This window comes from Hymenobacter terrestris (assembly GCF_013377905.1).
Lineage (GTDB): Bacteria > Bacteroidota > Bacteroidia > Cytophagales > Hymenobacteraceae > Hymenobacter > Hymenobacter terrestris.
On record NZ_JABKAV010000016.1, the window covers coordinates 62,729 to 76,499 of the forward strand.

Genomic DNA, 13,771 nt, shown 5'->3' on the forward strand with positions numbered 1-13,771 from the left:
GCTTGGGTTTTTCCTGCAACGTCGCAACCTGGGTAAAAGTACGGCTTTCTGCCCGGACGTTGCCGGCAGGGGCTTTGAGACGTTGCTAACGCGCTAAGCCCTAATTTTGTCGCCCCATCCTACTGCCCCATTGGTTATGGCCAGCCCTATCAAGTCCGACGACCCCAATAACAGTTCCGACCGCCTGCGCGCTGTGGCCCGCTACTCGGGTATTGGCGTGCAGATGGCCGCTACCATTGGCCTAAGTACCTGGGCCGGCTATTGGCTCGACAAGCATTACCAGACCAAAACGCCTTGGTTTACGCTGGGTCTGATGCTGCTGGGCCTGTTCGCGGCGCTGTACAACGTAATTCGGGCCGTGAGCAAGGGTGAATGAATGTTGAGTTAACCAGCCGACCACTTTCAATAGGATGAAAAGCGTCACATGCTCTGCAATGACGTTTTTCGACAGGGGCAGCCAATAATGCGCCCACATATTGCCGCTATGAAACCCTTTCTCAAAACCTACTTACTGTTCAGCCTGCTGGTGGGCTTTGTCCTATATGCGCTCTACAGCGAGTTTGGGCCACGCGTCATCCACCCGTTCACGGTGTATACGTTTGCCTTCTTCTTCGTGCTCACGCTGGTGCTCTACCGGATGATCGAGCGGCTGTTGCGGGCCGATGCCGACAACTTTATAGTAGCCTATTTCGGAGCCATGGTGGCCCGGCTGCTTTTGTCGCTTACACTGGTGCTGGTGTACCTTTTACGGGGTGGCGGGCAGGAGGGAAATGCCCGCTGGGCCTTCCTCGGGAGCTTCTTCGTATTGTATTTTCTCTTCGCCGGGTTTGAAGTATGGGCCGTTCTGAGTAACTTGCGCCCGTTTTCAAAACGGGGCGAAATTACGAAATGAAGATTTTGTGAGTAAATCCCTAAGCCACTCTGAATGAAGCGCTTACTTTTTGCCCTCCTCTGCCTCCTTTCGCTGACGGCCCGTGCCAGCGAGCCGATAGCCACTACGGCCGACGCAACGGAGTCCGAAAACTTCAACCCGGGCGAGATGATTCTGCACCACATCGGCGATTCGCACGAGTGGCACTGGTTCTCGATGGGCGAAACCCATGTGACCACCTACCTCCCCGTTATCGCCTACCGGGCGGGCAGCGGTCTGTCGGTGTTTTCGTCGCATGAGCTGGCCGAGGGCAAGGTACATGAGGGCCTGAAGCTCGAGCACGAGCACCTGATTTCGACCGACGGCGCCAAAGTGTACGACTTCTCCATTACCAAAAACGTAGCCACGCTGATGATTGCGTCGGTGCTGATGCTGATTGTGTTTATAACCGTAGCCCGTGGCTATGCCAAGCGCGGCACTGCGGCCCCCCGCGGGATGCAGTCGTTCTTTGAGCCCCTCATCATCTTCATTCGCGATGAGGTAGCCAAGAAGTCTATCGGCCCGAAGTATGAGCGCTACATGCCGTACCTACTCACCGTGTTCTTCTTCATCTGGTTCAGCAACCTGCTGGGCCTGCTGCCCGGCGGCGCCAACCTCACCGGCAACATTGCCGTGACGCTCACGCTGGCCGTTATTACGCTGCTCATCACCCTGTTCAGCTCCAACAAAAACTACTGGGCCCACATCTTCGCCACGCCCGGTGTGCCCAAGGCCCTGCTGCCCATCATGATTCCAGTCGAGCTCATCGGCATCGTGGTAAAGCCCTTCTCGCTGATGGTCCGGCTGTTTGCCAACATCACGGCCGGTCACATTGTAACCCTGAGCTTCATTTCGCTCATCTTCATCTTCCGCAACATCGGTATTGCACCCGTGTCGCTGGCTTTCGGTCTGTTCATCTTCTTTCTTGAACTGCTGGTTGCCATTCTGCAGGCCTATATCTTTACGCTCCTAACCGCCATGTACATCGGCGGTGCCGTAGAAGACCACCACGATGCTGACTACCAGATGGGTGGCGGCGACGGTGCTGCGCCGGCTAAGGCTCACTAAGTTCGCCTTCTGTTTTTTCCTCTGAATTTTTTCCGTTTTTCACTTCCCCAAATTCTTTTTTATGCTTCTTTCTCTGTTGTTGCAGGCCATTGCTAACTCTACTGGTCTGGCTGTATTCGGTGCCGCTATCGGTGCTGGTCTGGTTGCTCTGGGTGCCGGTCTGGGCATTGGTCGTATCGGTGGTCAGGCTATGGAAGCCATCGGCCGTCAGCCAGAAGCGTCGGGCAAAATCCAGACGGCTATGCTGATCGTTGCCGCTCTGATTGAAGGTCTGGCTCTGTTCGCCGTAGTAGTCTGCTTGCTGATTTCCTTCAAGCTCTAAGGAAAGAAGTAATACCAGAGCAGCCCGCTGCGCTAGGGCGCTTTAGCGCATAGCGTAGCGGGCTGTTTTGGCTTTTCCGGAGCCGGCACCCACGGTGGCCCTTCCGGATTTCAGAGTCTTAAGTACTCCTTACTGATTACTTCCCATGAATATTGTAACGCCCGACCTCGGCCTGATCTTCTGGCAGGTGGTGATTTTCCTCATCGTGGTGCTCCTGTTGCGCGCGTATGCCTGGAAGCCCATCCTCAGCTCCCTCAAGGAGCGCGAAAGCTCCATCGAAGGTGCCCTGCGCATGGCCGACCAGGCCAAGCTCGAAATGCAGCAACTGCAGGCCGGCAACGAAAAGCTGTTGGCGGAAGCCCGCATGGAGCGCGACCGGATTCTGAAGGAAGCCACCACCATGTCGAACCAGTTCATCGAGCAGGCCAAAACCAAGGCCACCGAAGAAGGTGCCCGCATGATTGAGCAGGCCCGCGAAGCCATCCGCAACGAGAAAAACGCCGCGCTGGCCGAGGTGAAAAACACCGCCGCTCAGCTCTCCATCGACATTGCCGAGCGCATCCTGCGTCGCGAGCTGACCGATCAGCCCGCCCAGCAGCAGCTTGTCGATTCGTACCTGAAAGAAGTAAAGCTTAACTAAGCGTCAGGCTGTAAGCTGCAAGCTGCAGGCTTCTGTTTTAAAACGGAAGCAATGCGGAAAACTTGCCGCTTGCCGCTTGTTGCTTGCAGCTAACATAATATGTCTGAACTACGAGTTGCTTCCCGTTACGCCAAGTCGCTGATTGATTTGGCCCTGGAGCGGGGTGAGCTGGAGCAGGTGAAGCAGGACATGGACCTGTTCAGCAAGACGCTGGGCGAGAACCGCGACCTGCGGATGCTGCTGCGCAACCCCATTGTGAAGCACGATAAGAAGCTGGCGATTCTGCAGGCTATTTTCGGCGGCAAGGTTACGAACATGACGGAGAAGTTCTTCACGCTCGTAACCCAGCACAACCGCGAAGACTCGCTCGTTTTCATCGGCGACGAGTTTCTCAAGCAGTACAACCTGAAGAAGGGCGTACAGGTGGCCCAGGTAACCACGGCCACGCCTCTCGACCCCGCCCTGCGCGAGTCGCTCAGCCAGCTCGTACGCGAGCAGGCGGGCATGCCCGGGGTAACGCTCCAGGAAAAAATTGACCCAGCGCTGATTGGGGGCTTTGTGCTCCGCATCGGCGACCGGCTCATCGATGACTCGGTGAGCTACCGGTTGCGCAAGCTGCGCACCGAATTCTCGAAGAATCCCTACCAACCCCAACTATAACCCACCATGGCAGACGTACGTCCGGATGAAGTATCCGCCATTCTGCGGGAGCAACTCTCCAACTTCAAAACCGAAGCCGAACTCGAAGAGGTGGGCACGGTATTGCAGGTTGGCGACGGTGTAGCCCGCATCTACGGCCTGGGCAACGCCCAGTCGGGGGAATTGCTCGAATTTGAAAACGGCCTGCAGGCCCTGGTGCTGAACCTGGAAGAGGATAACGTTGGTGCAGTAATGCTCGGCGACTACTCCGAAATTCGGGAAGGTGCCACGGTGCGCCGCACCAATAAGATTGCCTCTATTAAAGTGGGCGAGGGCATCGTGGGCCGCGTGGTAAACACGCTGGGCCAGCCCATCGACGGTCGTGGCCCTATCCAGGGTGAGACTTTCGAGATGCCCCTAGAGCGCAAGGCACCCGGTGTAATCTACCGTCAGCCGGTAACCGAGCCCATGCAGACCGGCATCAAGTCGATTGACGCGATGATTCCGATTGGTCGTGGCCAGCGCGAGCTGATCATCGGTGACCGGCAGACGGGTAAGTCGGCCGTGGCCATTGACACCATCCTCAACCAGCGCGAGTTCTTCGAGCGTGGCGAGCCCGTTTTCTGCATCTACGTAGCCGTAGGCCAGAAAGCTTCGACCGTAGCCCAGGTAGTGCAGTCGCTCACCAAGGGCGGCGCAATGGACTATACCGTGGTGGTTTCGGCTTCGGCTTCCGACCCGGCGCCGCTGCAGTTCTACGCACCCTTCACCGGTGCCGCCATCGGCGAGTACTTCCGCGACACGGGCCGTCCGGCTCTGGTAGTGTACGACGACTTGTCGAAGCAGGCTGTGGCGTACCGCGAGGTGTCGCTGTTGCTGCGTCGTCCTCCAGGACGTGAGGCATACCCCGGCGACGTATTCTACCTGCACAGCCGTCTGTTGGAGCGCGCCGCTAAGATCAACGCCTCCGACACGATTGCCCAGGCGATGAACGACCTGCCCGAGAGCATAAAGCACTTGGTGAAAGGTGGTGGTTCGCTGACGGCATTGCCCATCATCGAAACTCAGGCCGGCGACGTTTCGGCGTACATCCCGACCAACGTAATTTCGATTACGGATGGTCAGATCTTCCTCGAGACCAACCTGTTCAACTCCGGTGTGCGTCCCGCTATTAACGTGGGTATCTCGGTGAGCCGCGTGGGTGGTAACGCCCAGATCAAGTCGATGAAGAAGGTGGCCGGTACGCTGAAGCTCGACCAGGCCCAGTTCCGCGAGCTGGAAGCCTTCGCCAAGTTCGGCTCCGACCTCGATGCCTCGACCCGCCTCACCATTGAGCGCGGCCGTCGTAACCTCGAAATCCTGAAGCAGCCCCAGTTCTCGCCCCAGCGGGTGGAGGATCAGGTGGCCATCATTTACGCCGCCACCAACGGCCTGCTCGACAAAGTGCCCGTGAACAAGGTGCGCGAGTTCGAGAAGGAGTTCACCCAGACCATGCAGACCCGCCACGCTCCCGAGCTGGCGGCCCTGAAGGCCGGCAAGCTCGATGACACCATCATCGGGGCCATCCGCCAGGTAACCAAAGACCTGTCGGCCCAGTACGCCGCTTAATTTAAGCTGTTAGCCAGTAGCTGTTAGCGGTTAGCTTCCGATCAGGAGGCGCCGCTGACAGCTACTGGTAAATGCTTCTTGCCGCCCAAATAAGGAGGGTAGCAGGTGAGCTAACAGCTAACAGCTAATAGCTAACAGCTCAAAGTAATGGCTAACCTAAAAGAAGTCCGTAACCGCATTACGTCGGTGCAGAGCACGCAGCAGATCACCAAGGCCATGAAGATGGTGGCGGCGGCCAAGCTGCGGCGCGCCCAGGACAACATTCTGCGTATGCGGCCCTATGCCCAGCGGCTCAACGGCATTCTGGGCAACCTCACGGCCCTGGTCGGCGAGGAGCTACAGAGCGAGTACGCCGCCGTGCGCGGCGTACGCCGCGTGCTGATCATCGCCATCACCTCCGACCGGGGGCTGGCGGGCGCGTTCAACAGCAACGTGTTCAAGGCCACGAATGCGCTGGTAAACAGCCGCTACGCCGAGCAGGCCGCTTCGCGCAGCCTGACGGTAATGGCCATCGGCAAGAAAGCGCACGAGTACTTCGGGAAGCGTGGACCGTTGCTGGGCGATTACCAGCACGTGTTCGGGCAGCTCTCGTTTGAAACCGTGCGCCAGGCTGCCGAGCAGGCCATGGACGGCTTCCGTAGCGGCGAGTACGACGAGGTGGTGATGGTGTACAACGAGTTCCGCAACGTGGCCACGCAGGTGGTTCGGGTGGAGCAGTTGTTGCCCCTGGTACCCATCGAGCAGCCAGTTTCCGACGCGGCCACCAGCAACGTGGACTACATCTTCGCGCCTTCGCAGCAGGAGATTATGCAGACCCTGATTCCGCAGTCGCTGAAGATTAAGCTGTACAAGGCGGTGCTGGAAAGCAACGCCTCGGAACACGGCGCCCGCATGACGGCCATGGACAAGGCTACCGACAACGCCGGCGAGTTGCTCAAGGAACTCAAACTGACCTATAACCGCACTCGTCAAGCGGCTATTACCACCGAGATTCTCGAAATCGTAGGTGGCGCCGAGGCTTTGGCTGCGAGTCGGTAGTACCCTTTCAGCTATTAGTTGACAACCTTCGTTTAACGGCCCGCTTCCGCAAGGAGGCGGGCCGTTTTGCGTGTGTTTCACCTCTGCATATACTGCCGTTTCGCCAGCTGCTTGCTGGGTTTGGGGGCTTGGGGGTGCTGCTCCAGCAGCGCCAGCACCTGCTGGGGCGTGATGTGGGTGAAGTCGGGGATGACGGTGAGCGGGGCCTGGAAGTCGGCGGCTTTGAGGGTGGTGCTTACGGCTATGCAGCGCATGCCGGCGCGGTAGGCAGCCTGCTCGCCCAGCAGCGCATCTTCGAACACCACGCACCGGGCGGGCTCGATGCCCAGCTTGCGGGCCGTGGTGGTGTAGGTATCGGGGTGGGGCTTGCCCTTGGCTACGTCGTCTTTGCCTACTACCACATCGAAGTATTGGCGCAGGTCGAGGTGGTCGAGGATGTAGGCGATGGTATCGTCGCCGGAGCCGGTGCCCAGGGCTATTTTGAACCCGACTGCGCGAGCCGCCTGCAGGAACCCGCGCAGGCCCGCCACCTCCTGTCGCTTGTTCCAGTACAGCACCCGGTACAGCAGCTCGCGCTGGGCGGCGTACTCCTCCAGCTTCTTTTGGGGTACGGGGTTGGTGAAGACGTGCTGCAGGATGTCGCCGGCCGGCATGCCGTTCAGCCGGCGCAACAGCCGGCGGGCGTTGGTGGTCAGGCCCAAATCGCGGAACAGCAGCTGAAACGCCCGCGCCTGGGCGGCGGTGTTGTCGATGATGACGCCATCCATATCGAAGATGAGGGCGTAGGGAGTGGAGGAGGTTGGCATGGGAGAGCGGGGTTGATGGAGGCGTTTGGAGAAGTGGCGGTGCGGGGCCGGCGCGGGGGAGCTTAACGTGGCGGTAACTGTAATAAAACGACTTAGTAATGCAGGGGTTATCCTGCCGTAACAGCGGCGAGATACTTTTGGGCATCCTTTCCACCTCCCCTTTGCCGGGGCAAATTGCTGCCTGAATATGTTGAAAACCACTACTTCTACCCGCCTCCTGATCGCGCTTGCCCTAAGTACCGGGCTGGCCGCCTGTTCCGACGAAACCACCCCTAACGTAGCCCAGACAACGGCTGTGAAGCTTGATAACTATTCGGCAACACCGGTGCTGGCCAAGGCTCAGTCCGGCTTCGAAAGTCTGAAGCTCTACTCGCTCGTCGGCTCCGACGACCAGTTCGCGGCTACGCCCGACTTTATGTTCGGCGGCTCGGCCGACGGGGCCGGGCTGCTGCGCAACCCCGACGGGAAGGGATTTACCATGCTCGTCAACAACGAAGACAACCGCGCCATTTCGCGAGTGCGCTTCGACGAAACGCTCCGGCCCGTTGGGGGCGAATACATGCTGAACTCCGACGGTGGCCGGTGGCGGCTGTGTTCGGCTACCCTTGTAACGCCCGAGGAGCACGGTTTTGGCCCCTACTTTCTGAGCGCGGGCGAGAGTGCCGTCGATGCCCAGACCCACCTGATTCAGCCCTTCGCCGATAACAACACCCAGAACACGCCCAAACCTGTTAAAGGGCTGGGCTACTGGAGCGCCGAAAACGCGGTGCCCCTGCCCAAAACCGCGTACGCCGGTAAAACAGTCATCCTGACGGGGGAAGATGCCTCCGACGCCAGCGGCGGGCAGGTGGCGCTGTATGTGAGCAACACCGTGGGCGACCTCGACGGGGGCCAGCAGTACATGCTGCGGCGCAAAGACCTCAACCAGCGCGAGAAAGATATGGTGGTGGGCCAAAAATACGAGGTGGAATTTGCCGCTATTCCGAATTACCAGAGCCTGACCGGCGCTCAGATGCAGACCCAGGTCGACCCATTGAAAGCCATTAAGTTTGGCCGGGTTGAGGACCTGGACTACCGCAAGGGCGGCGGGGTCAACGGCCGCGAGGTGTATTTCAACGTAACGGGCCAGGCCATCTCGGGTGCCAACGCCGACCAGAGCCGCACGATGTGGGGCCGGGTATACCGCCTCGTGCTCAGCGAGCAGAACCCGTTGGTGGGTACATTGGAAGTGGTGCTCGATGGGGACGACCGCAACGGCAAGGCCGGCGCGTTTCAGAACCCCGACAACATCTGCGTAACCAACCGCTACGTGTACGTGCAAGAGGATTCAAACGGCTACGGCCCCGAAACGCACGATGCCTACGTGTACCAGTACGATATTGCCACCGGCGGCCTGAAAACCGTGCTGGAGCTGGACCACCGCCGTACCGCCCCCGACAAGGACAAGTACAACGTAACCGGGGCCAGCTATACCCCCGCACTCTCGGACAAGGGCGACTGGGAATACGGTGCCCTCGTCGACGTATCGGACGTAGTCAATATCCCCGATACGTTTATCCTCTGCATTCAGCCCCACACTTGGCGGGCGCAGAAATACAAGGATGGCGGGGCCAAGCCTAACAACGGCAACGACCAGGCCAGCCAGGTTATCATCGTGAGCGGTCTGCCGCGCTAATTCGCCGCTTTGCCGGCTTTGCTAGGGTGCTATATAAGTGGCTGTTCAGGTGCATTATTACGCGTGGAATCGTCAGCCGCGTCGCCCCCTGCAAGGGGCGGCGCTTTGGCCTTTGGCGGGTTTTGTCACTGCCAACTACCCATTAAGAAACGATAATTCATGTTCGCTTTCAACCGCTTTTCTGCTCAAATGCTGCTGCTCGTGCTGGCGGCCAGCCTGCTGCTGTGGGTGAGCTGCCGGGCCCCCGCGCGCCCGGGCCGTCGGGCCGATACGCCCACCCACCAGGCCCTGCGCGACTACCAGCAGCACCTGGGCGGCCTCGACTCGGCGGTAGCGCGCCTGACGCGGCACGTAGCCGCCAGCCGGCCAATGAAAGAGCAGCAGGCGGCTTTTCTGGCGGCCCGCCGGGCCTGGAAGCGGGTGGAGCTATGGGCTGAGTACTACAGCCCTTCGGCCGCCAAGGCCCTTAATGGCCCGGCTCTTTTCGAGGTGGAAGAGTTTGACCAGCAGCAGCGCCTGCATGCCCCGGAAGGGCTGCAGGTGCTCGAAACCTACTTCTACCCCGATCCTTACGGCCCGGCCCGGCGGACCGAAGTGCTGGAGCAGCTGGCCTTCGTGCGCAGTACGCTGCTGGGCCTGCGCCACACCGCCGCGAGCCTCACGCCCACCGACCGTCAGCTCTTCGACGCGGCCCGGCTGGAGGTGTTTCGGGTGATTGCACTGGGCGTAACGGGATTCGACACCCCAGCTTCGCCCGGGCTGGTGCCCGAAACCGCCGCGGCCCTGGCCGGCGTGGCGGCCGCGGTGGCGCCCTACCGCGGCCGCCTGCCTGCCCACCCGGCCGGCCGCCTCGACAGCCTGCTACGGGCCGCTCAGGCTTACCTGCGTCGCCACCCCGAGGCCGCTGCTTTCGACCGGCTGGAGTTTATTGCGGCCTACGCCAATCCGCTGAGCCAGCGGCTATGGGAAGCGCAGCAGGCCCTGGGCATTACCCCCTTCGCCGAAGTACGGGCACTACGCCCCGACGCGGCTTCGTTGTTTGCCCCCAATGCCTTCGAGCCGATGGCCTTTGCCCCAACCACCACTGCGGCCGTACCAGCAGCGCGGGCAGCGCTGGGCCGGCTGCTGTTTTTCGACCCTGTACTCTCGGGTAATGGAAGCCGCAGTTGCGCCAGCTGCCACCAGCCCGCCCGCGCCTTTACCGATGGGCAGGCGCGAAGCCTGGCTTTTGCTGGGGCCGGAGCCGTGGGCCGCAACGCGCCTACGCTGCTCAACGCGGCCCTGCAGCGGGGCCAGCGCCACGACGGGCGGCTGTTCTATCTCGAAGACCAAGCCGCTGACGTGCTGCACAACCCGACCGAGATGCATGGCTCGCCGACTGCCGCTGCCGGGCTATTAGGCCGCAGCCCAGCCTACCAGAAAGCCTTTGGCCAAGCTTTCGACCGCGACCCGGCCGGAGCCGTAACCGGGGCCGAAGTGCAGGCTGCGCTGGCGGCCTACGTGCGCTCGTTGGTGCGCCTGCAAGCTCCGCTGGATGCCTACATGCGGGGGCAGCGCCAGGCACTGAGTCCGACTGCCCGGCGCGGGGCAGCGGTGTTTTTGGGCAAGGGCAAGTGCGCCACCTGCCACTTTCTGCCTCTACTCAATGGTACAGTGCCGCCCGGCTTCGAGCGCACCGAGTATGAGGTGCTGGGTACGCCCGCCCATCCCAATAGCCGCCGCCTCGATACCGACCCCGGCCGCGGCGGGGCCACGGGCATCGAGTGGCAGCAACATGCTTTTAAAACCCCCACGCTACGCAATATTGCCCTTACTGCGCCTTACATGCACCAGGGTACATTCCGGACGCTGGCCGATGTAATTGAGTTTTATGACCAGGGCGGCGGGGCCGGCCAGGGTCTGGCCGTGCCTAACCAAACTCTGCCGGCTGACCCACTGCACCTGACCCGGGCCGAAAAGGCCGACCTGCGGGCCTTCCTGGAGCAGGCGCTTACCGACACTACCGGCCTGTACCAGGCCGCCCCGGCCCGCTTGCCCGCCTTTTCGGCTGGGCTAGCCCACCTCAATGCCCGCCCCGTGGGTGGCCGGTACTAAGCGGTCGGATACTGTGCGAACGTATGGCCCGGGCTGGCAACTCCGGCCCCATAGTTTACCTTTGCCTGTTGAACCATCTGCGGCCCTCGGGCGGCGGCCTTATCAACCTCTGCCTTGAAAATACGCCTGACCCTACTGCTGGCCGCCACCCTGGCGCTGCCCGCCTTTGCCCAGAAGAAGAAGCAAGCCACCACCCTGGAACGCCCGAAGCTGGTAGTGGGCATTGTGGTGGACCAGATGCGCTACGACTACCTTTACCGCTACTGGAGCAAGTACGGCTCGGGGGGCTTTAAGCGGCTGCTGGGCGAAGGCTTCAGCTACGAGAACACCCACTACAACTACGTGCCCACCTACACCGGACCGGGGCACGCCAGCATCTATACCGGGGCCACGCCCTCGGGCCACGGCATTATCGGCAACAACTGGCTGGTGCGCGAAACCGGCAAGGCCACCTACGTCACCGAAGACAAGAAGGTGCAGGCCGTGGGCGGCTCTATGGAAGCCGGCCAACAGTCGCCGGCCCACATGCTGTCCACCACCATCACCGATGAGCTGCGGCTGGCCACCAATTTCGAGAGCAAGGTGCTGGGCGTGTGCATCAAAGACCGGGGCTCGATTCTGCCGGCCGGCCACGCCGCCAACGCCGCCTACTGGTACGACGGCACCAACGGGGCCTTTATCAGCAGCACGCACTATATGCAGCAGCTGCCGGCCTGGGCCACCGCCTTCAACGCCGAGAACCGGGCCTTAAAGTACCTCGACTCGCCCTGGAACACGCTGCTCCCCATTGCCCAGTACACCGAAAGCACCGCCGACGATGTGGAGTGGGAGGCCCCGTTCCGGGGGCAGGAGCGGCCGGTGTTTCCGCACGACCTGCCGCGCCTGAGCGCCCGGCTGCCGGCCGCCGTGCAAGGCGCGCTGCAGGCCACGGGCGAGAAAACGGCCCCCGTCCGCAACCTCGACCTCATCCGCTCCACGCCCTTCGGCAACTCACTGACCCTGGACTTTGCCCTGGCCGCCCTACAGGCCGAGCAGATGGGCCAGCGCGGCACCACCGACTTCCTGGCCCTGTCCTTCAGCTCGACTGATTACGTCGGCCACCAGTTCGGGCCCAATTCGATTGAGGCCGAGGACACCTATCTGCGCCTCGACCAGGACCTGGCCCGCCTCTTCGACTACCTCGACAAAACGGTGGGCAAGCGGCAGGCGCTGGTGTTCCTGAGCGCCGACCACGCCGCCGCCCACTCGCCTAACTTCCTGCTCGAACACAAGCTGCCGGCCGGCTCGGTGGGCCCGCGCCTGATGCGCGACTCGGTGCAGCAACAGCTGGTGCGTCGCCTGGGCCCTGGCAAGTGGGTGCTGAGCTATGAGAACCAGCAGGTGTACCTCAATCGCCCGCTCATCGCCCAGAAAAAGCTCGACCTCTACGAGGTGCAGCGCCTGACGGCCGGGCTGATGCTGGAGTTTGCCGGCGTAACCCGCGCGCTGGCCGCCGAAGACGTGCAGAAGTCGCACTGGGAAAGCGGGCTGCTGATGAACCTGGAAAACGGCTACTTCCCCAAGCGCAGCGGCGACGTGCTGGTGGTGCTGGCCCCCGGCTGGCTCGAATCGTACGCCTACCCCGTAAACCGGGGCACCACCCACGGCTCGGGCAGCGCCTACGACACGCACGTGCCGTTGGTATTCTGGGGCTGGGGCGTGAAGGCCGGCAAGTCGTCGGAGCGGGCCAACATCACCGACATTGCGCCCACGCTGGCGCGCTGGCTGCACATCCAGGAGCCGAGCGCCAGCACCGGCGAGCCGTTGCGCGAGGTGCTGGGCTGGTGATTTTTGAGCTGTTGGCTGACAGCTGGTAGCTTTCGTTCGTTGGCCGGTTACTATAAAACGTCATTCAGAGCGCAGCGAAGAGTCTCGCTCACTCTTATTGTCCTGCAGTAGCACAACGACTTTACGCGAGATTCTTCGCTGCGCTCTGAATGACGTAAATTGTGGCCCCGAAAGGGAGTTTCGTTCGTTTAGACTTCGGCTTTCGACTGCTTACCTTTGCAGCCCGCATTTGCGGACCGGCCGGCGCTGCCTGCCTCTTTCTTTTGTTTATTCACTTTCAAGCTAACAGCTAGCAGCTAAACGCTAATAGTTCTCAAAAATGGCCAAATTCAACCCCTGGCACGACGTAAGCCGCGGCGACAACGTTCCGCAAACCGTAACCGGCATCATTGAAATCCCGAAAGGCTCGAAGGCCAAGTACGAGCTGGACAAAGACAGCGGCATGCTGAAACTGGACCGCGTGCTGTTCTCGGCCGTGCATTACCCGGCTGCCTACGGCTTCATCCCCAAAACCTACTGCGACGACAACGACCCACTGGATATTCTGGTGCTGTGCTCGGTGGAAATTGTGCCCATGTGCCTGGTAGAGGCCAAGGTAATTGGCGTGATGCAGATGGTGGACGGCGACGAGGAAGACGACAAAATCATTGCCGTTGCCGCCCACGATATCTCGGTAAATCATTACAACGAGCTCGACGACCTGCCGCCGCACACGCTGCGCGAGATGCAGCGCTTCTTCGAGGACTACAAGGCCCTGGAGCACAAGTCGGTGACGGTGCAGCGCTTCTTGCCCCGCGAGGAGGCCTACCGCATCATCGACGAGAGCATCAAGCTTTACAACGAAACCTTCCCCAACGGCAACGACCACGAGGCAGTGTTGGCCAAGGAAGAGTTGGGAGACAGAAGCTAGCAGCTAGAAGCGCAACCAGCACGATGTAGGGGCGGGGGTTGTTCCCCCCCCCCCCTGTAAAAAATCCCTGCTGGTCCCTTACCCGCCAATGGGGGCGTTCTAAGGCGGGGGGGGGGGGGGCGCCCCCCCCCCCCTCTCCTTTCTTTTTTTTCCACACTCACACCCCCCCCCCCCCCCCTTTCTTTTTGTTTGTTGCTTTACGTGAGTCCAGTAGCCCGTGCGCGCTCCCCCCTT

At 61.1% G+C, this 13,771-nt stretch carries 13 protein-coding genes; 12 read left to right on the forward strand and 1 reads right to left on the reverse strand.

Going from position 1 to position 13,771, the window contains the following annotated elements; genetic code table 11:
* Positions 1–136: 136 nt before the first annotated feature.
* From HW556_RS07950 to atpG, 8 genes are all read left to right on the forward strand, one after another.
* Positions 137–376 (forward strand): AtpZ/AtpI family protein, encoded by a 240-nt coding sequence (locus HW556_RS07950; protein WP_176899491.1) that lies wholly within the window; start codon positions 137–139, stop codon positions 374–376.
* Between the two features lie 108 nt (positions 377–484).
* Positions 485–892: a hypothetical protein gene (locus HW556_RS07955; protein WP_176899492.1), complete on the forward strand. Its 408-nt coding sequence runs from the start codon at positions 485–487 to the stop codon at positions 890–892.
* Positions 893–925: 33 nt separating this feature from the next.
* Positions 926–1,978 (forward strand): F0F1 ATP synthase subunit A, encoded by a 1,053-nt coding sequence (gene atpB, locus HW556_RS07960; RefSeq protein ID WP_176899493.1) that lies wholly within the window; start codon positions 926–928, stop codon positions 1,976–1,978.
* A 61-nt stretch (positions 1,979–2,039) separates the two neighbouring features.
* Entirely contained in the window at positions 2,040–2,300 is a 261-nt protein-coding gene (gene atpE / locus HW556_RS07965) for an ATP synthase F0 subunit C (protein WP_088465749.1), read from the forward strand.
* Between the two features lie 145 nt (positions 2,301–2,445).
* Entirely contained in the window at positions 2,446–2,940 is a 495-nt protein-coding gene (locus HW556_RS07970; protein WP_176899494.1) for a F0F1 ATP synthase subunit B, read from the forward strand.
* 99 nt (positions 2,941–3,039) lie between these two features.
* Entirely contained in the window at positions 3,040–3,600 is a 561-nt protein-coding gene (gene atpH, locus HW556_RS07975; RefSeq protein WP_176899496.1) for an ATP synthase F1 subunit delta, read from the forward strand.
* Positions 3,601–3,606: 6 nt separating this feature from the next.
* Positions 3,607–5,187: a F0F1 ATP synthase subunit alpha gene (atpA, locus tag HW556_RS07980; protein ID WP_176899497.1), complete on the forward strand. Its 1,581-nt coding sequence runs from the start codon at positions 3,607–3,609 to the stop codon at positions 5,185–5,187.
* Positions 5,188–5,334: 147 nt separating this feature from the next.
* A complete protein-coding gene (gene atpG, locus HW556_RS07985) occupies positions 5,335–6,225 on the forward strand; it encodes an ATP synthase F1 subunit gamma (protein ID WP_176899498.1) in 891 nt (296 codons plus the stop codon).
* 77 nt (positions 6,226–6,302) lie between these two features.
* Here the strand turns inward: atpG and HW556_RS07990 are convergent, their stop codons facing one another.
* Complete coding sequence (locus HW556_RS07990; protein ID WP_176899499.1) at positions 6,303–7,031, reverse strand: HAD family hydrolase; 729 nt, start codon at positions 7,029–7,031, stop codon at positions 6,303–6,305.
* A 187-nt stretch (positions 7,032–7,218) separates the two neighbouring features.
* Here HW556_RS07990 and HW556_RS07995 point away from each other — a divergent pair, with 187 nt between their 5' ends.
* From HW556_RS07995 to HW556_RS08010, 4 genes are all read left to right on the forward strand, one after another.
* Positions 7,219–8,706, forward strand: a complete 1,488-nt coding sequence (locus tag HW556_RS07995; RefSeq protein ID WP_176899500.1) for a PhoX family protein — start codon at positions 7,219–7,221, stop codon at positions 8,704–8,706.
* 189 nt (positions 8,707–8,895) lie between these two features.
* Positions 8,896–10,800, forward strand: a complete 1,905-nt coding sequence (locus HW556_RS08000) for a cytochrome c peroxidase (protein WP_176899501.1) — start codon at positions 8,896–8,898, stop codon at positions 10,798–10,800.
* A 114-nt stretch (positions 10,801–10,914) separates the two neighbouring features.
* A complete protein-coding gene (gene pafA / locus HW556_RS08005; protein ID WP_176899503.1) occupies positions 10,915–12,627 on the forward strand; it encodes an alkaline phosphatase PafA in 1,713 nt (570 codons plus the stop codon).
* Between the two features lie 319 nt (positions 12,628–12,946).
* The gene (locus HW556_RS08010) at positions 12,947–13,537 is read left to right on the forward strand and encodes an inorganic diphosphatase (protein ID WP_176899504.1); all 591 of its coding nucleotides are present in this window, start codon (positions 12,947–12,949) and stop codon (positions 13,535–13,537) included.
* Positions 13,538–13,771: the final 234 nt, after the last annotated feature.